Origin of the sequence: Streptomyces sp. NPDC086554 (assembly GCF_040686095.1) — a bacterium.
In the GTDB taxonomy this organism is placed as follows: Bacteria; Actinomycetota; Actinomycetes; order Streptomycetales; family Streptomycetaceae; genus Streptomyces.
In genome coordinates, this window is the sequence record NZ_JBFBJK010000028.1 from 34,908 (window position 1) to 57,212 (window position 22,305).

At 70.6% G+C, this 22,305-nt stretch carries 19 protein-coding genes and 1 pseudogene; 9 read left to right on the top strand and 11 right to left on the bottom strand.

The window, feature by feature from the left end:
* Positions 1-3 precede the first annotated feature (3 nt).
* Complete coding sequence (locus AB0O76_RS35330) at positions 4-567, top strand: YceI family protein (RefSeq protein WP_365500085.1); 564 nt, start codon at positions 4-6, stop codon at positions 565-567.
* An 8-nt stretch (positions 568-575) separates the two neighbouring features.
* Here AB0O76_RS35330 and AB0O76_RS35335 read toward each other — a convergent pair whose 3' ends face one another.
* Both AB0O76_RS35335 and uvrA read right to left on the bottom strand, forming a co-directional pair.
* Positions 576-1,340: a crotonase/enoyl-CoA hydratase family protein gene (locus AB0O76_RS35335; protein ID WP_365500088.1), complete on the bottom strand. Its 765-nt coding sequence runs from the start codon at positions 1,338-1,340 to the stop codon at positions 576-578.
* Positions 1,341-1,489: 149 nt separating this feature from the next.
* Entirely contained in the window at positions 1,490-4,462 is a 2,973-nt protein-coding gene (uvrA, locus tag AB0O76_RS35340) for an excinuclease ABC subunit UvrA (protein ID WP_365500091.1), read from the bottom strand.
* Between the two features lie 223 nt (positions 4,463-4,685).
* On the opposite strand from uvrA, the gene AB0O76_RS35345 reads away from it, so the two are divergent.
* Together AB0O76_RS35345 and AB0O76_RS35350 are read left to right on the top strand one after the other, a co-directional pair.
* Positions 4,686-5,411 (top strand): maleylpyruvate isomerase family mycothiol-dependent enzyme, encoded by a 726-nt coding sequence (locus AB0O76_RS35345; protein WP_365500094.1) that lies wholly within the window; start codon positions 4,686-4,688, stop codon positions 5,409-5,411.
* 10 nt (positions 5,412-5,421) lie between these two features.
* A complete protein-coding gene (locus AB0O76_RS35350) occupies positions 5,422-6,078 on the top strand; it encodes an MBL fold metallo-hydrolase (protein WP_365500097.1) in 657 nt (218 codons plus the stop codon).
* A 9-nt stretch (positions 6,079-6,087) separates the two neighbouring features.
* Here the strand turns inward: AB0O76_RS35350 and aroQ are convergent, their stop codons facing one another.
* Positions 6,088-6,549 carry a type II 3-dehydroquinate dehydratase gene (aroQ, locus tag AB0O76_RS35355; RefSeq protein ID WP_365500100.1) on the bottom strand — a complete coding sequence of 154 codons (462 nt, stop codon included), beginning with the start codon at positions 6,547-6,549 and terminating at the stop codon, positions 6,088-6,090.
* A 79-nt stretch (positions 6,550-6,628) separates the two neighbouring features.
* Between aroQ and AB0O76_RS35360 the strand changes: the two genes are divergently transcribed.
* Positions 6,629-7,927, top strand: coding sequence for an MFS transporter (locus AB0O76_RS35360; RefSeq protein ID WP_365500103.1), 1,299 nt, complete (start codon positions 6,629-6,631; stop codon positions 7,925-7,927).
* On the opposite strand, the gene AB0O76_RS35365 is transcribed toward AB0O76_RS35360, so the two are convergent.
* The 6 genes from AB0O76_RS35365 to AB0O76_RS35390 form a co-directional block, all read right to left on the bottom strand.
* Positions 7,917-9,014, bottom strand: coding sequence for an ionic transporter y4hA (locus tag AB0O76_RS35365; RefSeq protein ID WP_365500106.1), 1,098 nt, complete (start codon positions 9,012-9,014; stop codon positions 7,917-7,919). The genes AB0O76_RS35360 and AB0O76_RS35365 overlap by 11 nt on opposite strands.
* A 121-nt stretch (positions 9,015-9,135) precedes the next feature.
* On the bottom strand, positions 9,136-10,137 hold the full coding sequence (locus tag AB0O76_RS35370) for a TerC family protein (protein WP_365500109.1): 1,002 nt from the start codon (positions 10,135-10,137) through the stop codon (positions 9,136-9,138).
* A gap of 265 nt (positions 10,138-10,402) precedes the next feature.
* Positions 10,403-12,346 (bottom strand): TerD family protein, encoded by a 1,944-nt coding sequence (locus tag AB0O76_RS35375; RefSeq protein ID WP_365500112.1) that lies wholly within the window; start codon positions 12,344-12,346, stop codon positions 10,403-10,405.
* A gap of 43 nt (positions 12,347-12,389) precedes the next feature.
* The gene (locus AB0O76_RS35380) at positions 12,390-12,968 is read right to left on the bottom strand and encodes a TerD family protein (RefSeq protein WP_135335405.1); all 579 of its coding nucleotides are present in this window, start codon (positions 12,966-12,968) and stop codon (positions 12,390-12,392) included.
* Between the two features lie 168 nt (positions 12,969-13,136).
* Entirely contained in the window at positions 13,137-15,284 is a 2,148-nt protein-coding gene (uvrB, locus tag AB0O76_RS35385; RefSeq protein ID WP_365500115.1) for an excinuclease ABC subunit UvrB, read from the bottom strand.
* A gap of 40 nt (positions 15,285-15,324) precedes the next feature.
* Complete coding sequence (locus AB0O76_RS35390) at positions 15,325-16,191, bottom strand: MHYT domain-containing protein (protein ID WP_365500118.1); 867 nt, start codon at positions 16,189-16,191, stop codon at positions 15,325-15,327.
* 248 nt (positions 16,192-16,439) lie between these two features.
* On the opposite strand from AB0O76_RS35390, the gene AB0O76_RS35395 reads away from it, so the two are divergent.
* The 3 genes from AB0O76_RS35395 (at position 16,440) to AB0O76_RS35405 (ending at position 19,608) form a co-directional block, all read left to right on the top strand.
* Entirely contained in the window at positions 16,440-17,348 is a 909-nt protein-coding gene (locus AB0O76_RS35395) for a glycerophosphodiester phosphodiesterase family protein (RefSeq protein ID WP_365500121.1), read from the top strand.
* Positions 17,349-17,402: 54 nt separating this feature from the next.
* Positions 17,403-17,972: a methylated-DNA--[protein]-cysteine S-methyltransferase gene (locus AB0O76_RS35400; RefSeq protein ID WP_365500124.1), complete on the top strand. Its 570-nt coding sequence runs from the start codon at positions 17,403-17,405 to the stop codon at positions 17,970-17,972.
* A 373-nt stretch (positions 17,973-18,345) separates the two neighbouring features.
* The gene (locus tag AB0O76_RS35405; protein ID WP_365500127.1) at positions 18,346-19,608 is read left to right on the top strand and encodes an MFS transporter; all 1,263 of its coding nucleotides are present in this window, start codon (positions 18,346-18,348) and stop codon (positions 19,606-19,608) included.
* Positions 19,609-19,622: 14 nt separating this feature from the next.
* Here AB0O76_RS35405 and AB0O76_RS35410 read toward each other — a convergent pair whose 3' ends face one another.
* Both AB0O76_RS35410 and AB0O76_RS35415 read right to left on the bottom strand, forming a co-directional pair.
* Positions 19,623-19,988 (bottom strand): cupin domain-containing protein, encoded by a 366-nt coding sequence (locus AB0O76_RS35410; RefSeq protein ID WP_365500130.1) that lies wholly within the window; start codon positions 19,986-19,988, stop codon positions 19,623-19,625.
* Between the two features lie 45 nt (positions 19,989-20,033).
* A pseudogene (locus tag AB0O76_RS35415) lies at positions 20,034-20,324 on the bottom strand (VOC family protein); the annotation flags it as partial.
* 97 nt (positions 20,325-20,421) lie between these two features.
* Between AB0O76_RS35415 and AB0O76_RS35420 the strand changes: the two are divergent.
* Together AB0O76_RS35420 and AB0O76_RS35425 are read left to right on the top strand one after the other, a co-directional pair.
* Positions 20,422-21,327, top strand: a complete 906-nt coding sequence (locus AB0O76_RS35420) for a pseudouridine-5'-phosphate glycosidase (protein ID WP_365500133.1) — start codon at positions 20,422-20,424, stop codon at positions 21,325-21,327.
* Positions 21,324-22,247: a sugar kinase gene (locus AB0O76_RS35425; protein ID WP_365500136.1), complete on the top strand. Its 924-nt coding sequence runs from the start codon at positions 21,324-21,326 to the stop codon at positions 22,245-22,247. The genes AB0O76_RS35420 and AB0O76_RS35425 overlap by 4 nt, the downstream gene beginning before the upstream one ends.
* Positions 22,248-22,305: the final 58 nt, after the last annotated feature.

The following is a 22,305-nucleotide window of genomic DNA, read 5'->3' on the forward strand; positions in this document are numbered from 1 at the left end:
GGCATGACTTCTGACACCAGTGCCACCACCCCCACGACCACCCTTCCGCTGCCCGCGGGGAGCTGGGAGATCGACCCCTTCCACTCCGCCGTCAACTTCACCATCCGCCACCTCGGGATCTCCAAGGTGCGGGGCCGGTTCAGCGAGGTGACGGCCGGTCTCGTCGTGGGCGAAAGCGCCGAGACCTCTTCGGTGACGGCCACCATCGCCCTGGCCTCGATCGACACCGGCAACGCGGACCGCGACGCGCATGTCCGGGCCCCCGATCTGCTCGACGTGGAGCGCCGCCCCACGATGACGTTCCGCTCGACGCGGGTCATCGGCAAGGAGGACGACTGGACCCTGGAAGGCGAGCTGACCATCGGCGACGTCACCCGGCCCATCACCCTCGCCGTCGAGTTCGGCGGTCTGCAGGCCTTCCCCGGCGACGCGCGACGCCACGCGGGTTTCGAGGCCACCGGCGAGATCCGCCGCGGCGACTACGGCCTCGACTTCGGGGCCGGGCTGCTCGGCGACGTGGTGAAGATCCAGCTGGACATGCAGTTCCTGGAGCCTGTCAGGTCCTGAACGCGCTGTCAGTTGTCCGTGAACGCGCCGTGCCGCCCCGCCCCCGCGGCGAAACGGGCGGCGCCCACGGACGCCTCGGCGAGGGCCTGCAAGCCGTGACGAAGTTCGCCGGCCATCGCCTCCTCCTCGCTCAGACCCGCCTGTTCGCGTACGGAGAGCCGGTCCCCCCGCATGCAGGTCTGGGGGAACGCGGCGATCTGGGCGGCGAGTGCTTCGGCCTCGGCCCGGCAAGTGCCGGGCGGCACGGTCCGGTTGACAAGCCCCATGGCCAGCGCCTCATCGGCGGCCACGGGGCGGCCCGTGAGTACCAGGTCCATGGCCCTGCTCTCCCCGATGAGCCGGGGCAGCCGCACCGTTCCGCCGTCGATGAGCGGGACGCCCCAGCGGCGGCAGAACACACCGAGCACCGCGTCCTCGTCGGCGACGCGCAGATCGCACCAGAGCGCGAGTTCGAGCCCGCCGGCGACGGCGTGCCCGGAGATCGCGGCGATGACGGGCTTGGAGAGCCGCATCCGGGTCGGCCCCATGGGCCCGTCCCCCTTCTCCGTCACCTCATTGCCGTCCGGCGTCGCGATCGCCTTGAGATCGGCACCGGCACAGAACGTGCCGCCTTCGCCCCACAACACGGCGACGGACGCATCGGGATCCGCGTCGAACGCGCGGAACGCATCGGCAAGTGCGCGTGCGGTGGGCCCGTCAACGGCGTTCCGCACATCGGGCCGGGACAACACGACGGTGGTGACGGGGCCTTGGCGTTCAGTACGTACGGTCATGGGGCCAGTCTGGCGCCCCGAAGGGGCGCGGGGCTGTGACATCTGCGGCTCCGCCGCGCGGGCGCGACCAGCCACGTCCGGGCCCCGAAGGGGCGCGGGGAACTGCGCGACCAGCCCCCACGCACCCGCGGATGCGCAACAACGCACCCTCAGCTCTTACGGGCCTTGGCCACCTTCTTCGGAGCAACCTTCTTAGCGGCGACCTTCTTAGCCGGGGCCTTCTTAGCCGCAGCAGAGCCAACCCCCCGCTGACGCCCCTGCGAGGAACCGTCACTGATGCGGTCAGCCGAGATGATGTCCCGCAAGAACTTGCCCGTGTGGCTCGCCGGAACCCCGGCGACTTCCTCGGGCGTGCCCTCGGCGATGACAAGACCGCCGCCGTTGCCACCCTCGGGACCCATGTCGACGACCCAGTCGGCCGTCTTGATGACGTCGAGGTTGTGCTCGATGACGATGACCGTGTTGCCCTTGTCGACCAGGCCGGACAGGACCGTGATCAGCTTGCTGATGTCCTCGAAGTGCAGACCGGTGGTCGGCTCGTCGAGTACATACACGGTCCGGCCCGTCGAGCGCTTCTGGAGCTCGCTCGCCAGCTTCACGCGCTGGGCCTCGCCTCCGGAGAGCGTCGGCGCGGACTGCCCGAGACGGACGTACCCGAGACCCACGTCGTTGAGCGTGCGCAGGTGGCGGGCGATCGCGGGGACGGCCTCGAAGAAGTCGAGCGCCTCCTCGATCGGCATGTCCAGGACCTCGGCGATGGACTTGCCCTTGTAGTGGACGTCCAGCGTCTCGCGGTTGTACCGCGCCCCGTGGCAGACCTCGCACGGCACGTACACGTCCGGCAGGAAGTTCATCTCGATCTTGATGGTGCCGTCGCCGGAGCAGTTCTCGCAGCGGCCGCCCTTGACGTTGAAGGAGAAGCGGCCGGGCAGATAGCCGCGGACCTTCGCCTCCATCGTCTCCGCGAACAGCTTGCGGACGTGGTCGAAGACTCCGGTGTACGTCGCCGGGTTCGACCGCGGCGTACGGCCGATGGGCGACTGGTCGACGTGCACGACCTTGTCGACGAGGTCGTCGCCGTCCACGCGCGTGTGCCGCCCGGGCACGGACCGTGCGCCGTTCAACTCCCTTGCCAGGTGCGTGTAGAGGATGTCGTTCACGAGCGTCGACTTGCCCGAGCCCGATACACCCGTGACCGCCGTGAGGACGCCGAGCGGGAAGGAGACGTCGATGTCCTGGAGGTTGTTCTCCCGCGCCCCGTGCACCGTCAGCTGACGGGAGGGGTCCGCCGGGCGGCGCAGGTCCGGGACCGGGATGGACCGCTTGCCCGACAGGTACTGCCCGGTGATCGACTTGTCGTTGGCGAGCAGCTCCTTCATGGAGCCGCTGTGCACGACCTTGCCGCCGTGCTCGCCCGCGCCGGGGCCGATGTCGACGACCCAGTCGGCGACCTTGATGGTGTCCTCGTCGTGCTCGACGACGATGAGCGTGTTGCCCATGTCGCGCAGGCGTACGAGGGTCTCGATCAGCCGGTGGTTGTCGCGCTGGTGGAGGCCGATGGACGGCTCGTCCAGGACGTAGAGCACGCCGACCAGACCCGAGCCGATCTGTGTGGCCAGGCGGATGCGCTGGGCCTCTCCTCCGGAGAGGGTGCCCGCCGCACGGTTCAGGGAGAGATAGTCCAGGCCGACGTCGACCAGGAAGCGCAGCCGTTCGTTGACCTCCTTGAGGACGCGCTCGGCGATCTTCTTGTCGCGGGCGCCCAGCTTCAGCTCGGCGAGGAAGTCCGCGCAGTCGCTGATGGACATCGCCGAGACCTCGGCGATGGACTTCCCCATGACCGAGACGGCCAGGACGATCGGCTTGAGGCGCGTGCCCTCACAGGTGGGGCAGGGCACCTCGCGCATGTAGCCCTCGAAGCGCTCGCGGCTGGCGTCGCTCTCGGCCTCGCTGTGGCGGCGCTTGACGAAGGGGACGGCGCCTTCGAAGGCGGTGGTGTAGACCCGCTCGCGGCCGTACCGGTTCCGGTAGCGCACCTCGATCTGTGTCTTGTGGCCGTGCAGGAGGGCCTTCTTGGCGCGCTGCGGCAGGCCCGCCCAGGGCATGTCGGTGGAGAAGCCGAGGGCGTCGGCGAGGGCGCCGACGAGCCGGCCGAAGTAGTCCTTGGTGTGGCCGTGCGACCAGGGGTGGATGGCGCCCTCGTCGAGGGACCTGTCCTCGTCCGGGACGATCAGCTCGGGGTCGACCTCCATGCGCGTACCGATACCCGTGCAGTCCGGGCAGGCGCCGAAGGGCGAGTTGAAGGAGAAGGAGCGGGGCTCGAGCTCCTCGAAGGACAGGTCGTCGTACGGGCAGTACAGGTGCTCCGAGTACATCCGCTCGCGCTCGGGGTCGTCCTCGGAGAGGTCGACGAAGTCGAGCACGACCATGCCTCCGGAGAGGCCAAGGGCGGTCTCCACGGAGTCGGTCAAGCGGCGCTTAGCAGAGTCCTTCACCGTGAGGCGGTCGACGACCACCTCGATGGTGTGCTTCTCCTGCTTCTTGAGCGTGGGCGGCTCGGAGAGCTGGATCGTCTCGCCGTCGACCCGCGCGCGGCTGTAGCCCTTGGTCTGGAGGTCGGCGAAGAGGTCGACGAACTCGCCCTTGCGCTCGCGCACCAGCGGGGACAGGACCTGGAAGCGGCTGCCCTCGGGCAGTTCGAGGACCTTGTCGACGATGGCCTGCGGCGACTGCCGGGAGATGGGGCGGCCGCACTCGGGGCAGTGCGGCTTGCCGATGCGCGCGAAGAGCAGGCGGAGGTAGTCGTACACCTCGGTGATCGTGCCGACCGTCGAGCGCGGGTTGCGCGAGGTCGACTTCTGGTCGATCGAGACCGCGGGCGAGAGGCCCTCGATGAAGTCGACGTCCGGCTTGTCCATCTGACCGAGGAACTGCCGGGCGTACGAGGAGAGCGACTCGACGTACCGCCGCTGGCCCTCGGCGAAGATCGTGTCGAACGCGAGCGAGGACTTGCCCGACCCGGAGAGACCGGTGAACACAATGAGGGAGTCACGCGGGAGGTCGAGCGAGACGTTCTTGAGATTGTGCTCGCGCGCGCCACGGACGATGAGACGGTCGGCCACGCCGGTCCGCACCTTTCTTGAGAGTGGTGACAGGGGCGGGGCCCCCGTCCTTCACAGACTAGGGCGAGCCACTGACAACGCCGGGGCGGTTTCCCTGGTTGGTAACAAACCCCGATCACCAAGGATGCCCGATGCCGCACCCGACCATATAGCACGTGCATTCGATTTGCGGCGCTGCTCCGATGCCTTCACCCAAACGTGTGGCGCGGCTATCGTCGGGCGCATGATTGATCATGTGCGCGACCTGGCGTCTGTACGTGACGCGACCGACCGGCTGCTCACCGCAGCCGCGAAACTGAACAACGATTCGACCGCAGAGCCGTCATGCCTCCCGGGCTGGAGCCGTGGCCACGTACTGGCCCATCTCGCCCGTAACGCGGACGCGCTCGTCAACGTCCTCGCCGGGCGGCCCATGTACGTCAGCGGCGAGGCACGGGACGCGGACATCGAGCGGGACGCCCCGCGGCCACTGGCCGAGCAGCTCGACGACGTGCGCGAGAGCGCCGCCCGCTTCGAGGCGCAGGCGGCGATTCCCGCCGACTGGTCACGCACCATCGAGATGCGCAACGGCGTCACCGACTCCGCGTCCCGGGTGCCGTTCCGTCGGTGGGTCGAGGTCGAGCTGCACCATGTCGACCTGGGGATCGGGTACGAGCTCGAAGACCTCTCGGAGGAGTTCACGCAGCGGGAGATCAACTTCCTCGCCGCCCGGTTCCGGAACGCCCCGGGTCTGCCCGCGCTGCTGATCCGGCAGGACGACGGCCGGGGGCTCTACACGGGCGCCGTCGAGGCCCTCACCCTGGAGGAGATCGAGGGCGGCCGTGAAACCCCCGTGGACATCACCGTCAGCGGCCGCCAGGCCGACCTCCTCGGCTGGCTCTCCGGACGTCGCGACGGCGCCGCCCTGACGGCCGAAGGCGGCCTCCTGCCCGCCCTGCCGCCGCTATAGGCTGAGGAACATGACGTACAGCGGAGCAGTGAAGGTCGGCGGCGGTGCGGACGTGCACGAGCTGCAGGACCTGATGATCTCGAAGGTCGCGGTCGGCCCGATGGACAACAACGCCTATCTGCTGCGCTGCCGGGCCACGGGCGAGCAGCTCCTGATCGACGCGGCGAACGACTCCGGGACGCTGCTCACGCTGATCGGTGGCGACGGCATCGCGTCCGTCGTCACCACCCACCAGCACGGCGACCACTGGCAGGCCCTTGCCGCAGTCGTCGCCGCGACCGGCGCGCGGACCTACGCGGGCCGCGAGGACGCTCCCGGCATCCCGGTGCCCACGGACGTCCCGCTCGTCGACGGCGACACCGTGCGGGTCGGCCACGTGTCGCTCACCGCGCGCCACTTGGTGGGCCACACCCCGGGCTCGATCGCCCTCGTGTACGACGACCCGCACGGCCACCCGCACGTCTTCACCGGCGACTGCCTCTTCCCTGGCGGCATCGGCAACACCCACCAGGATCCGCAGGCCTTCGCGAGCCTGCTGCACGACGTCGAGACGAAGATCTTCGGCGCGCTCCCCGACGAGAGCTGGGTCTACCCGGGCCACGGGAACGACACGACGCTGGGCGCCGAGCGCCCGCATCTGGCGGAGTGGCGTCAGCGAGGCTGGTGAGCCGAGGGGTCAGGCCTTGCCGACCAGTGCGGCAACGCGCTCGACCGCGAAGACGTAGCCCTGCACACCGCATCCGGCGATGACGCCGTCGGCGCGCTGGGAGACGTAGCTGTGGTGCCGGAACGCCTCCCGCTGGTGGATGTTGGAGATGTGCACCTCCAACACCGGCATTCCGTCACAGGTGTTGAGCGCGTCCAGGATCGCGACCGACGTGTGCGAGTAGGCCGCCGGGTTGATGACGATGCCCGCGTGGTGCTCGCGCGCCTCGTGGATCCAGTCCACCAACTGACCCTCGTGGTTGCTCTGCCGGAGGTCCACGGTGCCACCGTGCGCGGCGGCCGCCTCGGCGCACAGCGCCTCGACGTCGGCGAGGGTGTCGGAGCCGTAGATCTCGGGCTGGCGCTGACCGAGCAGGTTCAGGTTGGGGCCGTTCAGGATCATGATCGGGGCGTTGGCAAGAGTGCGCGTCATGTCGTCAGCGTACTGAGGGATCTCTCCACGCCTCCGTACGCCCCCGTAACCGGCCGTCACAGCGGGTAGTTGACGCGGCATGCACAAGAGCCACTCCCCTGCCAAGACTCCCTCTCTGCCGCGGCTCGCGGCCGCCTCGCTCGCCGGGACCGCCATCGAGTTCTACGACTTCTTCATCTACGGGACGGCCGCGGCGCTGGTGCTCGGGCCGCTGTTCTTTCCGACGTTCTCGCCGCTGGCGGGAACTCTCGCCGCCTTCGCGACATTCGGAGTGGGCTTCGTGGCCCGGCCGCTCGGATCCGTCCTCTTCGGGCACATCGGTGACCGGCACGGGCGGCGGCCCGTCCTCATCGGCTCGCTGCTCCTGACGGGCCTCGCCACGGTCGCCGTCGGCTGTGTGCCCACGTACGCGTCGATCGGTACGGCCGCTCCGGTGCTGCTCCTGGTGCTGCGGTTTCTGCAGGGGCTCGGGCTCGGCGGCGAGTGGGGCGGGGCGGTGCTGCTGACCGCCGAGCACGCGCCGGCCGAGCGGCGCGGGCTGTGGGCGAGCTTTCCGCAGATGGGCCCCCCGCTCGGCTTCCTGCTCGCCAACGGCATCATGCTGACGCTCTCGGCGACTCTCACCGACGCGCAGTTCGCCTCCTGGGGATGGCGGGTGCCGTTCTGGGCGGCGGGCGTGCTCGCGGCGGCCGGGCTCGCGCTGCGCACCTCCCTCGCGGAGAGCCCCAGCTTCCTCGAACTGCGGGAGCACGCGCGCGTGCCGCTCGCCGAAGTGGTGCGCGACCACTGGCGTCTGGTCCTGCTCACGGCGGGCGCGCTGGCCGTCGGGTACGCGGTGTTCTACGCCGTCACGACGTGGTCCCTGGCGTACGCGGTGGAGCGGCTCGACGTGAGCCGTACGGTCATGCTCGCCTGCATCATGGCGGCGGTCGTGGTGAAGGGGGCGGTGACTCCCGTGGCCGCCGTGCTCGGCGACCGCTACGGACGGCGCCCCCTGTGCCTGCTCGGGTGTGCGCTCTCCGCGCTGTGGATGTTCCCGATGATCGCGCTCCTGGCGACCGGTGAGCCGCTGCTGATGTTCCTCGGCTTCCTGGTGGCGATGCTCGCGTTCATCACGATGTTCGCGGTGATCGCCGCGTATCTGCCGGAGCTGTACGAGCCTCGGGTGCGCTGCACGGGCGCCGCGGTGGGCTACAACCTGGGCGGGGTGCTCGGCGGCGCGCTCACCCCGATCGTGGCGACGGCGGTGGCGCAGGGGGACGGGACTCCGTGGGGCGTCGCGGCGTATCTGACGGGCGTCGCCCTGCTGAGCCTGGGGTGCTTCGCGCTGCTGCCGGAGACCCGGCCGGTTCCGGAGCCGGCCCCGGTCACGGCGTGACCGCGAGCTCCAGGTACGCGGCGAACAGCACCAGGTGGACGCCGCCCTGCAGCGGCGTGGCACGCCCCGGCACGACCGTGAGCGTGCCGACGACGACGGTCAGCGCGAGCAGCACCATGTGCGTCGGGCCGAGGCCGAGCACCAGCGGTCCGGAGAGCCACACCGAGGCGACCGCGACGGCCGGGATGGTCAGGCCGATGCTGGCCATCGCGGAACCGAGGGCGAGGTTCAGGCTGGTCTGCACGCGGTCGCGGCGCGTTGCGCGCAGGGCGGCGATGGTCTCCGGGAGCAGCACGAGCAGCGCGATGATCACGCCGACCACGGCGTGCGGCATGCCGGCGTTCTCCACGCCGGACTCGATCGTCGGGGAGACCCCCTTGGCGAGGCCGACCACACCGACCAGGGCGAGACCGAGCAGGCCGACGCTGATCAGCGCGGCGCGGTTGGACGGGCCCTCGGCGTGCTCGGCGTCGATCACCTCGCCCTTGCGCGTGATCGGCAGGAAGTAGTCGCGGTGGCGCACGGTCTGGGTCGCCACGAACAGGCCGTACAGGACGAGCGATGCGAGCGCCGCGAAGGTGAGCTGCGCCGTGGAGAACTCGGGGCCCCGCTTGGTCGTGGTGAAGGTCGGCAGGACCAGGCTGAGCGTGGCGAGCGTGGCGACGGTCGCGAGGGCGGCTCCGGTGCCCTCCGGGTTGAAGACGGCGACGCGGTGCCGCAGCGCGCCCGCGAGCAGACAGATCCCGACGATGCCGTTGCAGGTGATCATCACGGCGGCGAACACGGTGTCGCGGGCGAGCGTCGCGCTCTTGTCGCCGCCGTCCGCCATGAGCGTCACGATCAGCGCGACCTCGATGACCGTGACGGCAACCGCGAGGACGAGGGAGCCGAAGGGTTCGCCGACGCGGTGCGCGATCACCTCGGCGTGGTGCACGGCGGCGAGCACGGCCCCGGCGAGGACCAGCGTCACCACGGCGACCACCGCGCCCGGCAGATCGCGGCCCCAGGTGAGGGCGAGCAGCACGACGGCGAGGACCGGCACGGCCGCGGTCCACTGCGTGGTGAGGTCCCGGAGCCGAGTGATCATGCCTTCGATGCTGCACCGGGCGCTCGGGCCCCGCTACTTCAGTCCCGTCAAGCACGGCGAGTGGCCCGCAGCAATCCGCCGCGGGCCACTCCCCTTGTTGTCAGTCCTGCGTCCGACGCCGTCAGGCCTCGATGCTGTCCTTCGGAGTCTCGTCGGCCGCCTTCTCCGCGGCCTCCTTCTCCGACTCCTTCTCCGCCTGCTTCTTGGTGGCCATGAGGCTGGTGATCGTCGTGATGACCAGGACACCGCAGATGACGCCGAGCGAGACCGGGATGGAGATCTCGGGGACGTGCACCCCGTTCTCGTGCAGCGCGTGCAGGACCAGCTTCACGCCGATGAAGCCCAGGATGACCGACAGGCCGTAGCTGAGGTGGACCAGCTTCTTGAGCAGTCCGCCGATGAGGAAGTACAGCTGGCGCAGACCCATCAGGGCGAAGGCGTTCGCCGTGAAGACGATGTACGGGTCCTGGGTGAGGCCGAAGATCGCGGGGATCGAGTCCATCGCGAAGAGCACATCGGTGGTGCCGATGGCGAGCATGACGATCATGAGGGGCGTCATGATCTTCTTGCCGTTCTTCTGGATGAACAGCTTGGTGCCGTGGTACTGGTCGGCGACGCCGAACTTCCGCTCGGCGGCCTTCAGGAGGCGGTTCTCCTCCCACTCCTCTTCGTCATCGCCGGAGCGCGCCTCCTGGATGAGCTTCCAGGCGGTGTAGATCAGGAACGCGCCGAAGATGTAGAAGACCCAGGAGAAGTTGGCGATGACCGCGGCGCCGGCGGCGATGAAGATCGCTCGCAGTACGAGCGCGATCAGCACACCGAACAGCAGCACCCGCTGCTGGAGATGGCTGGGCACCGAGAACTTCGCCATGATCAGGATGAAGACGAAGAGGTTGTCGACGCTGAGTGACTTCTCGGTGATGAAGCCGGCGAAGAACTCGCCGCCCGCCTGGCCACCGCCCCAGATCAGCAGGCCCACTCCGAAGAGCGCGGCCAGCACGATCCAGACGACCGTCCAGATTCCGGCTTCCTTGATCGATACGTCGTGCGGCTTGCGGCCGATGAAGAAATCGACCGCGATGAGGGCACACAGACCAAGAATGGTCAGCACCCAAAGGGTCATTGAAACGTCCACTGCGCCTCCGGCGTCGTACGGCTACTGATCAGCGTCGTCGCTGCCGGAGGTCTCCTCCACCCGGGGCGGCTCACCGCCCCGCGGGCCGACGCCCCGGGACCGATGGCGGTCCGTATTGACGGGCACGTCGCGTTCGGGAGTACTCCCCTCCGCTGGAAGAAGAGTACGCGAAACACCAAGGATTGGTAAAGCAGACGGCAAAGAAGAGCCAAAAGGCCAGGTCAGGCGGGCCAAAAAGTCGCTTTACCGTCAGTCAGCGGCCGCCGGTGCGGCGCGCCCGCCCCACCTCGTTCAGGACGTGCTGGAGCACCTGGCTGCCGGGCGGTGCCAGGGGCGGTTCGTACGTCCAGGCGTGGCCGACCCACGGGTCGGCGAGGTGGTCGTCCGCCACCGGCGTCAGGCGAAGGAGCGCGCGCCACAGGGGGTCGAGCAGCGGGCCGTACTCGGCGGCGTCCTCCCGGTCGGCGACCATCATCAGATGCACGCCGACCGCCGGGCCCTCGTCCGCGAGGTAGCGGAGCTGGGTGACGGCGCGGTCGTCGAAGCCGTGCGGGAAGTCGTTGACGATCAGGAGCTGCTCGGCGGTGTCCAGGTCCGGCGGCAGCGCGTCGGCGGCGCCCGCGCGGATCGCCATCTGCACCAGGTCCACCCGCTGGGTGAGCTTGGCGAGGACGGCGGACACGCCTGCCGCGCCGGAGGCCGGGGGCTCGGCGAGCACGCCCGACGTGACCAGCGGGGCAAGGGCGCCGGCCGCCGTGCCCGCCGCGTCGATGACGTGCACCGAGAACTCGTTCGGCGGGTAGGCGGCGAGCAGCCGTGCGGCGTGCGCGACCGCGCTGTCCATGGCGAGGCGGCGCAGCTGATCGGCGTCCGCCAGGGAGTCCGTGCCGGACGAGCGGCCGCTGTCGATCCACAGGCCGCGCTCGAGCGGCAGCCGGACCAGCATGGGAATCCGCAGGTCGGGGCGCTCGGGCAGATGCAGGTCGCCCAGGCGCAGCGCCATGGGGATCTCCATCGGGACGCGGTAGCCGTGCCACACCGGGTTGTCCCAGCCCGCGTACGGGGCGGGCAGGGCGGGCTCGACGACCTCGGACTCGGCGGCGAGCTGGCCCAGGTCGCGGTCGAGGGCGGCCCTTGCCTGGTCGACGAGGAGGCCGTGCTTGGCGCGAGCGGCCTCGCGCGCCGCGTCGCCCGTGTTGCCGATGCGGCTGCGGGGGTCGGAGAGGACCTTGTCCAGCTCCTGCTCCATGCGTGACTCGGCGAAGTCCACGGCGCTTCGGTACGCCGCCATCGTGCGGGCCAGGTCCTCGAACATGCCCCACACCTGGTTGTAGAGCCGCTCCTCCATGGACCAGCCCGTCGCGTCGCCCGCCACGGGCTGGGCGGGCCTGCCGGGCTCGGCCGGGGCCGCGGTCGGCGGGGGCGGCGGCGGTGTGGTGGTCTGGCGGCCGGGATGCGTGTAGTTGACGGGGCCGCCGCCCGTCGCGCCGGCGCCCGTATCGCCCGGCTGGTGCGTGGCCGGGTCGGGCCTGCCCGCGGCCGCGCCGTCCGGACCCGGCGCTCCCGGACCGGGGGACGGCTGCCCCGTGGTCCGCACGCGCGCCTCGTCCGAGGGGCGGGGCGGCGGCGCGGCGACCGAACGGGCCAGGCCCTGGGCCACCGCCTCGTTGATCGTGCCCGCAAGTTCCTGGGCCTCCGGCAGGCCCTGGTCGGTGAGCATGTCGGCGAGGCCGCCCGCATACCCCTGGCCGACGGCGCGCACCTTCCAGGCGTCCTGCCTGCGGTAGAGCTCCAGGGCGACGACGGCGGACTCGGCGTCCAGGTCGGTGATCGTGTAGCTGGCGACCTGGGAGCCGTCGAGTCCGGTGACGGCGACGAAGGGGGCGGCGAGGGCGCCGAAGCTGACCGGGCCCCCGACGCCCACGGGCAGCGCGAGCAGGACGTTGACCCGGTGCACGGCCTCCGGCACGGCGTCCAGGTCCACCGCGAGGCGATGGTCGGCCGCCGCCTGCTTGGGCACTTCGAGCCCGGGCAGGGTGGGCGAGCCCGGATGGGCCACCCAGTCCGTGCCGCGCACCTTGCCCAGCTCGTCGCTGAGCGTGACCCCGGCCACGATCGGCTTGCCGACCGAGACACGGATCTCCAGACGGGTCCCGGGAAGCGGGTGGTTCTGCCCCCGGACCAGCTCGGCCGTCATCGCCTTCGTCCCCCTCGTGCCCTTGTGTACTGGTGCCGCGTGCTTACAGGTGCGGCAGGATCGACGGCATCAGGTCCTGGAACGTCCGGCCGTTGGCCGGGTTGCCGAGGGCCGTCATCTGCCAGCCCGCGCCCGCGCGGTGGACCTTCGCCATGATCTGCGCGGTGTACTGACCACCGCCGTCCAGGGTGTAGCGCGCAAGCTCCTGGCCGTTGGTCTCGTCGACCAGGCGGCAGAACGCGTTCTGCACCTCCTGGAACGTCTGGCCGGTGAACGAGTTCACCGTGAAGACGATCTGGTCGATGTGGACCGGGATGCGCTGCAGGTCCACGAGGATCGACTCGTCGTCCCCGCCCTGTCCCGCACCGCCGACGAGGTTGTCACCCGTGTGCCGTACCGAACCGTCGTCGCTGACGAGGTGGCGGAAGAACACGACGTCCACCGGCTGCTTGTCGGCGAAGAGCACCGCCGACGCGTCCAGGTCGACCTCACGCGTGCGCGTGCCGAACAGGCCCCGCCTGGGGGCGGCTTGCCAGCCGAGTCCCATGCGCACCGCGGTCAGGGCGCCCCCGTCGTCCTTCTGCAGGCTGATGGCCTGACCCTTGGTCATGTTGACCGTCACGCGCTGTCCCCTCTCGAACTGCCTTGGGCAACCGCCAGTCTGTGCGGTTGCCCAGCACCCTACGCAGCGCCACTGACAGTGCCGCACCGTGGGCGGCACTTTGTGGCGTTCTTGCAACACACCAGCCAGTACGGCGTTTCCGGCGTGTCCCCTCCCCCGGCGGGCCCGCTAAGCCTGGCCCGCCTCCTTCATCTGCCGCAGCTCCTTCTTCATCTCCGACACCTCGTCACGCAGCCGGGCCGCGATCTCGAACTGCAGGTCGGCGGCGGCGGCGCGCATCCGCGCGGTCATCTCCTCGATCTGCTCGGCCAGTTCGGCCGCGGGCCGGTCGGTGGGCACCTTCGCCGCGGCCTTGCCCTTGGCGGCCTTGCCGGCCTTCCCGTTGGCCCCGCCGAGCGCGGGCACCGGCGCCTTGGCGGCTGTTCCTGCATCGGCTCCCTCCCCCGTGCGGTAGTCGGTGCCGAGTAGCTCCTCGGTGTCGACCTCCTCGCGCGCGATCGCCGACACGATGTCGTTGATCTTCTTGCGCAGCGGCTGCGGGTCGATGCCCTTTTCCTTGTTGTACGCGATCTGCTTCTCGCGGCGGCGGTTGGTCTCGTCGATGGCCTGCTCCATCGCCGGGGTGACCTTGTCCGCGTACATATGGACCTGACCGGAGACGTTGCGCGCCGCGCGGCCGATGGTCTGGATCAGTGAGGTGCCGGAGCGCAGGAAGCCCTGCTTGTCGGCGTCGAGGATCGCCACCAGGGAGACCTCGGGCAGGTCGAGGCCCTCGCGCAGGAGGTTGATGCCGACCAGGACGTCGTACTCACCGGCGCGCAGCTCGCGCAGGAGCTCGACGCGGCGCAGGGTGTCGACGTCGCTGTGCAGATAGCGGACCTGGATGCCCAGTTCGAGGAAGTAGTCGGTGAGGTCCTCGGCCATCTTCTTGGTGAGGGTGGTGACCAGAACCCGCTCGTCCTTCTCCGTACGGGAGCGGATCTCGTGCACCAGGTCGTCGATCTGCCCCTCGGTGGGCTTGACCACGACCTCCGGGTCGACGAGGCCGGTGGGGCGGATGATCTGCTCGACGAAGCCGTCGCCGCGCGAGAGTTCGTACTTGCCCGGGGTCGCCGAGAGATAGACGGTCTGGCCGATGCGCCCGAGGAACTCCTCCCACTTCAGCGGGCGGTTGTCCAGCGCGGACGGCAGCCGGAAGCCGTGGTCCACCAGGGTCCGCTTGCGGGAGGCGTCGCCCTCGTACATGGCGCCGATCTGCGGGACCGTGACATGCGACTCGTCGATGACGAGGAGGAAGTCCTCGGGGAAGTAGTCGATGAGGGTGTTCGGTGCCGAGCCCGGCTCGCGGTCGTCGAAGTGCATCGAGTAGTTCTCGACGCCGGAGCAGGAGCCGATCTGGCGGAGCATCTCCAGGTCGTACGTCGTGCGCATGCGCAGCCGCTGGGCCTCCAGCATCTTGCCCTGCTTCTCCAGCTCGGTCAGGCGCTCGGCGAGCTCCTTCTCGATGCCGTTGACCGCCTTCTCCATGCGCTCGGGACCCGCCACGTAGTGCGAGGCCGGGAAGACGTAGAGGTGGTCGTCGTCGCTGATGACCTCGCCGGTGAGGGGGTGCAGCGTGGAGAGCGCCTCGATCTCGTCGCCGAACATCTCGATGCGGACGGCCAGCTCTTCGTAGACCGGGAAGATCTCGATGGTGTCGCCGCGGACCCGGAAGGTGCCGCGCGCGAAGGCCACGTCGTTGCGCGTGTACTGGATGTCGACGAAGTGGCGGAGCAGCTGGTCGCGGTCGATCTCGTCGCCGACCTTGAGGGGGACCATCCGGTCCACGTACTCCTGCGGCGTGCCCAGGCCGTAGATGCAGGAGACGGAGGCGACCACGATCACGTCACGACGGGTGAGCAGCGAGTTCGTCGCCGAGTGGCGCAGGCGCTCGACCTCCTCGTTGATCGAGGAGTCCTTCTCGATGTAGGTGTCCGACTGCGGGACGTACGCCTCGGGCTGGTAGTAGTCGTAGTACGAGACGAAGTACTCGACCGCGTTGTTCGGGAGCAGCTCGCGGAACTCGTTCGCCAGCTGGGCGGCCAGCGTCTTGTTCGGCGCCATCACGAGCGTGGGGCGCTGGAGCTTCTCGATCATCCACGCGGTGGTGGCCGACTTGCCGGTGCCGGTCGCGCCGAGCAGGACGACGTCCTTCTCACCTGCGTTGATGCGCCGCTCCAGGTCGGCGATGGCCGCCGGCTGGTCGCCGCTTGGCTGGTAGTTGCTGACGACCTCGAAAGGCGCCACCGTGCGTTCGATCTTGGATACGGGCCGCATGGAACCCACCGTACGACCCCGCACTGACAACGGGGCCGGATCACCAGCTCTGCGGGGCCTTGGAGCCGGGGCGCGGCGGGGGCCTGCGGCCGGCCCGCGGGACGTGCCGGTCGCCGGAGCGCGGAACGGGGTAGGGGGCGCGCGCCGCCTGTGCGGCGTTCTTGAGGTCTTCCTTGCCCATCACCATCAGCGGGTCGAACATCACGATCACGCCCGCGAGGAGCAGGAAGGCGAGCGGGCCGATCATCATGGGCGCGAGGAGTTCGGCGGGTGAGTCCCCGGTGACCGGCGCGGCGGTCGAGCCGTGCAGATGGACGCTGAGCGCGGCCATTCCCGTGTAGTGCATCCCGCTGACGGCCAGGCCCATCACGAGGCTCGCGCCGAGGCTCCACAGGAAGCCTCTGACCTGGCCGGCCGCCCACAGTGCCGCGGTGGCGGCGACGACGGCGATGACGACGGAGGCGGAGACGGTGAGGGTGTTGTACTCCAGCGTTCCGCGCAGACGCATACCGGCCATTCCCAGATAGTGCATCGAGGCGACACCCAGGCCGGTGATCGTCCCCCCGGTGAACAGGGCCGTCCCGGTCGCGCCGCGGTAGCCGACGATGAAGATCCCGATGCCGACCATGAGGATGGCGACGGCGAGGCTCGCGAAGGTCAGCGCCTTGTCGTAGTGGATCGGCGCTTCCTTGACGGTGAAGCCCATCATCGCGACGAAATGCATGGTCCATATGCCGGACCCGATCGCGGCCGACCCGAGGGCGAGCCAGCCGGGTCGCCAGGAATGCGCGACAAGAAGCGATCTGGTGGTGCAGCGCAGTCCGAGCGCACCGCCCAGACAGGCCATGAGGTACGCCACTACGGGTGTGACAGCTCCGTAGCTGAAACCGTCGACCGTGCCCTGCATTCGCGGTAGCCCTTCCGCCTGTAGTACCTGTTCGCCCGGGAAAAACCCCATCTGGCCCCAACCGACGGCCTACTGAGAGGCCGTGGGCTGCCGCAGAGAGTAAAGCTCACTCCGGAACGTACGAACGATTTTCCGGGAAAGAAACCCGGCTGTCTCCGTTCAACCTGTGGCCATCCTGCACCTGTCTCGCGTTGGCCGTGGACTGTCACTCTCATCCGGTCCGTGACCGCTATCGCGAGGAGTCACCGTTGTACGCACGCGCTGCCGCTGCCACCACCGCCGCTCTTCTTGGAGCCGGTGCACTCGCCCTCCCCTCCGCCACCGCTCAGGCCTCCGACCGGACTTCGGCACAGCCGTCCGCCCAGTCCTCCAGTGCGTACGACAGACCGCTGGTCGTCGCGCACCGGGGGGCTTCCGCCTACGCTCCGGAGAACACTCTTTCAGCCATCGACAAGGCGGCTGACATGGGGTTCCGCTGGGTCGAGAACGACGTCCAGCGCACCAAGGACGGCGAGCTCGTGATCATGCACGACGACACCCTGAAGCGGACGACGAACGTCGAGGAGCTCTTCCCCGACCGTGCGCCGTGGAAGGTCGCCGACTTCACCACGGCGGAGATCGCCAGGCTGGACGCGGGCAGCTGGTTCAGCCCCAAGTACGCGGGGCAGCGGGTGCCGACGCTGAAGCAGTACATGAACCGGGTCTCGCGCAACCACCAGAAGCTCGTCTTCGAGTTCAAGAAGCCCGAGCTGTACCCGGGCATCGAGAAGCAGGGCCTGGAGGTGCTCCGCAAGGAGGGCTGGCTCGACCGGAAGCACGTCCGCAGCAAGCTCGTGATCCAGAGCTTCAGCGCGGACAGCGTGAAGACGGTGCACGCGCTGCGGCCCGACATCAAGACGGGCTTCCTCGGGACGCCCGCCGTGGCCGATCTGCCCGCGTACGCGAAGTTCTCCGACCAGATCAACTCGACGCACGGCTCGATCTCCAACAGCTACGTCGCCGCGATCCACTCGCTCAAGGGGCCGCACGGCAAGCCTCTGGAGATCTTCACGTGGACCGTCAACGATGCGGCGAGCGCGCGGCGGGTGGCGGGCTTCGGGGTGGACGGCATCATCACGAACACGCCGGACGTCGTGCGCAAGGCGATCTCCGAGTAGTCCGGCAGCCGACGGCAGCGGGCATTGTCAGTGCCCGGTCGTACGGTGGTCCGCATGAACGCCAACGGGCAGGACACGCAGGGACAGGAAGGCCGGCAGCGGGTGGTGTGGGCCGTCGTCGCGAGCGACATCGGCCCCCTGCTGCTCGCCGCGACCGACGAGGGTCTGGTCACCGTCGTCTTCCACGCCACGGACGCGGTGCGCGGCAAGGCGCTCGACCGGCTCGGCTCCCGGCTGGGGGCGGAGCCGGTCGAGGCGCCCGGCTCGCCGCTGCTCGCCGAGCCCATACGGCAGCTCGCGGACTACTTCGCGGGCGAGCGGCACGCCTTCGAGCTGCCCCTGGACTGGTCGCTGATCTCCGGGTTCAACCGTCAGGTCCTGCGCGAGCTGACCACCGTTCCCTACGGCGCGGTCGTCGGCTACGGCGACCTGGCCCGGCGCGTCGGCCAGCCCGGCGCCGCCCAGGCGGTCGGGATGGCGATGGGCGCCAATCCGCTGCCGGTCGTGGTGCCGTGCCACCGCGTGGTGGAGAGCGACGGCGGCATCGGCGGCTTCGGGGGCGGCCTGGAGACCAAGCGCCGGCTGCTCGCGCTGGAGGGGGTGCTGCCGCAGCCGTTGTTCTGAGAGGCGGGGCGAGCGTGCGCTGGTCTGAGGGGCGGGGCGAGCTTGCGCCGGCCTGAGACGCCGGCTGGCCGCGCGCTGATCTGAGGTGCCGGCCGGCCGTGCGCTGGTCTAAGGGGCCGCCCGGCCCCGCGCCCGTCTGAGACGTCCGGTCGGCGTGCGCTGATCTGAGGCGCTGGCCGACCGCGCGCTGATCTGAAGGGCCAGCCCACCGAGCCCAGATCCGAAGGCCAGCCGACCGCGCGCCGGCCTGAAACGCCTAATCGGCCGACGCGTGCTGATCCGAGACGCCAGACGACCCCGCGCCGGCCCGAGGCGCCCAGTCGGTCGCCGCAACTCCGTTTCGCGTATACGAACGCCCTGGCACACTGCGTCAGTGACTTCGACCGTCGACGCTCCTGACATACCCGCCCCGGAGGCGCTGCCCGGCCTGCGCCGCCGAACCACCGCGGTGCTGATCGCCAGTCAGATACTGGGCGGGCTCGGCGTACCGATCGGCATCGCCCTGGCCCCGGTCCTTGCGACCGAGGTGAGCGGGACGGAGGCCCTGTCCGGCCTCGCGCCCACCGCCTCCGTGGCCGGCACGGCGCTGCTCTCGCTGCCGCTCGCCGCGCTGATGACCTCGCGCGGACGGCGTCCTGGACTCGTCCTCGCGTATCTGATCGGCGCCCTCGGCGCGGGGCTCGTGGTGCTCGCCGCGGTCATCGAGAACTTCCCCCTGTTGCTGCTCGGCATGGCGGGCTTCGGGGCGGGCTCGTCGGCGAATCTGCAGGCACGGTTCGCCGCGGCCGATCTCGCCGAGCCCGAGCGGCGCGGCCGCGCCATCTCCCTGGTCATCTGGGCCACCACCATCGGCTCGGTCCTCGGGCCGAACATCGCCGCCCCCACGAGCCGCGCCTTCGCCGGTACGGCCATCCCCGAGACGGCGGGCCCCTTCCTCTTCGCCGCCGGGATCTTCGCGGTCTCCGGTCTGGTGGTGGCGGTGCTGCTCCGACCCGACCCGCTGCTCACCGCGCGCGCCCTGGCCCCGCAGGAGGACGACACCGCGCAGAGCCGCTCGCTGCGGGCCGGTGTCGCCGCGGTGGCCGCATCGCCGATGGCCCGCCTCGCCCTGGTGACGGTGGCCGCTTCGCACACCGTGATGGTCTCGATCATGGTGATGACGCCGGTCGACCTCGGGCACCACGGGGCGAGCCTGCAGCTGGTCGGCCTGGTCATCAGCGGTCACATCGCGGGCATGTACGCCCTGTCGCCGGTGATGGGCTGGCTCGCCGACCGGTTCGGCAGGCTCTCCGTGATCGGCCTGGCGATCGGGCTGCTGTGCTGCGCCGCGCTGCTCGCCGGTACGGCGGGCCCCAGCCACGGCCAGACCGCCGCCGGGCTCTTCGCCCTCGGCCTCGGCTGGTCCGCGGGCCTGGTGTCCGGCTCCGCGCTGCTGACCGACTCGGTGCCGGGCCCCGCCCGGGCCGCAGTGCAGGGCCTCTCGGACCTGACCATGAACACGGCGGCGGGCATCGGCGGCGCGGCCGCCGGCCTGATCGTCGCGCAGGCGAGCTACGGCTGGCTCAACCTCATCGGCGTCTGTGTGCTGCTTCCGATGGCGGGACTCGCGGTCCGCAGGACGCTCACGAAAGCCTGATCCCGGCCCGGTGGTCAGGGCAGCGTGATGTGGTACGCCTTGCGCAGCGTCTCGTGCACCGTCCAGGTCGTACGGTCGCCCTCGCGCAGGACGGCCGCGTCGCCGGGGCCGACCTCGATCACGTCGCCGCCCTCGACGGCGATCGTGGCGCGGCCGCTGACGACCACGAAGAGTTCGTTGGCCTCGATGTCGGTGACCACGCCGGGCGTGATCTGCCAGATGCCGCGCAGCTGCTTGCCGTCGGCGGACTCCCACAGGAGCTTGCCGGTGACCTCCGGGGTGCCGGAGACGATCTGCGCGGGATCGAGCGGCTCGGCCTCCAGGTCGGCATCCGGAATGTGCACGGCAAACGACGCGGCGGCTTGATCATTCGTGGTCATGGCCGGTCACCCTAGCCGGGCGCCGCGCGAGGGCCCTGGCAGGGGTCAGCCTTCTTCGTAGTGCCGCGCTTCGAAGATGTTCCCGTCCGGGTCGCGGAAGTAGAAGCTGCGGCGGGCCTTGCCTCGGGCGCCGAACGCGTCGTACGAGAAGTCCGATACCGGTGTTCCCCGCTCCTCCAGACGGGTGCGCAGCGCGTCGAAGTCGGCCTCCGGAAGGGCGAGGCAGACGTGGTTGACCGGATGGCCCGCGCTCTTCTCCGCGTCCGGCACGACGCCCATGCGCTCCGCGAGCGTGCGCGGCGCGAGGTCGAAGATGGTCTCCTCGTTGAGCAGAAGTCGGCCGCCGCCACGCCGTCCCCGGCGCCGCAAGGGTTTGGCATGGTGCGCCGCCCGCCAGGGATGAGAGGAGACCCGACAGGCAGGAGGCAGGCCCGTGCTGGTGGTGTCCGACGAGGTACAGGCGGCGGTGGCGGATCAGCGGCCGGTCGTCGCCCTGGAGTCCACGATCATCGCGCACGGGCTGCCCCGCCCGCGCAATCTCCAGGTGGCGCGCGAGCTGGAGGAGGTCGTACGGGCACAAGGCGCCGTCCCCGCGACGATCGCCGTCCTTGACGGGCGCCCCCGTGTCGGCCTGGACAAGGAGCAGTTGGAGCGGGTCGCGAACGAGGACGGCATCCGCAAGCTGGGCCACCGCGATCTGGCGCTCGCGGTCGCCGCCGGTGCGAGCGGGGCGACGACCGTGTCGGCGACGGCGCTGCTCGCCGCGCGCGCGGGCGTGCGGGTGTTCGCCACGGGCGGGCTCGGCGGGGTGCACCGGGAGTGGACGGTGACGCAGGACGAGTCCGCCGACCTGGGGCTGCTCGCCCGGACGCGTATCACGGTGGTCTGCGCGGGCGTGAAGTCGATCCTGGACGTGGCGGCGACGCTGCAGCGCCTGGAGACGCTGGGCGTCGCGGTGGCCGGGTACGGCACTGATCGCTTCCCCGGCTTTTATCTCACCGACTCCGGGCATCCCGTGGACTGGACGCTGCGTACGCCCGCGGAGGTCGCCCAGGTGATGCGGGCCCAGGACGCGGTGGGCGGCCCGGAGTCCGCGCTGATCGTCGCGAACCCCGTCCCCGAGTCCGAGCAGCTCGATCCCGCGCTCCACGCGCGCGTGCTCGCCGAAGCACTGGAGGAGTGTGCCGAGCGTGGCATCACGGGGCAGGCGGTCACGCCGTTCCTCCTGGACCAGCTGGTGCGCCGTACGCAGGGCGCATCGCTCGACGCCAACCTCGCGGCGGTGCGCGGCAACGTACGGCTCGCGGGCCGGATCGCGGCGGCCTGGGCCGGGCGGTGAGCTCAGGGGGCGGGGCCCTGCTGGTCGTCGGCGACGTCGTCACCGACATCGTCGCGCGGCACCGTGCGCCGCTCGCTCCGGGCACCGACACCGCGGCGGCGATCCGTGCGGTGCCGGGCGGCGCGGGCGCCAATGTCGCGTCCTGGGCCGCCTCTTGGGGATGCCGGGACGTGCGGATCCTGGGGCGGGTCGGCGCCGATTCGGCGGCATGGCACGAGGACGCGCTCGCCCGCGCGGGAGTACGTCCACGGCTCGTCGTCGACCCCGAGGCGCCGACGGGGACGGTGATCTGTCTGGTCGACGGGGGCGCCGGGGCCGAGCGGACTTTCCTGGCGGACAGCGGCGCCTCGCTGCGTCTGTCGGCCGACGACTGGTCGGCCGCGCTCCTGGACGGTGTCGGGTGGCTGCACCTTTCGGGCTATCTGTTCTTCGCAGGGCCGAGCCGGGCGGCGGTCGGGGCGGCGCTGGCGTCGGCACGCGCGCGTGGAGTGCCGGTGAGCGTGGATCCCGCGTCGGCGGGGTTCCTCACCGATCTCGGCGTGGGCCGCTTCCTGGCGGCGACGGACGGCGTGGACGTGCTGCTGCCGAGCCAGGACGAGGCGCGGCTGCTCACCGGTGTGCCCGACCTGGCGGACGCTGCCGTGAACCTGAGCCGCCAGTTCCCCGCGGTGGTGGTCAAGCGGGGCGCCGCGGGCGCGCTGGTCGCCCGGGGCGGCGAGGTGCGGGCGGAGGTCCCCGCGCTGCCTGCCGTCGCCCACGACTCGACGGGCGCGGGCGACGCGTTCACCGGCGCGTTTCTCGCCTCCCGGCTGGGGGGTGCGGATCTTCGCGTGGCGGCGGAGGAAGGGTGCCGGGCCGGGGCCCGGGCCGTCGAACGGGTCGGGGGGAGGCCCCCGGTGCCCGGTTCGACGGACTGCTGAGCGTCTCCCGGTACGGAGTGGCCAGGCCCTGCCTGCGGCTGCAGGAGTGTGGGGGCTT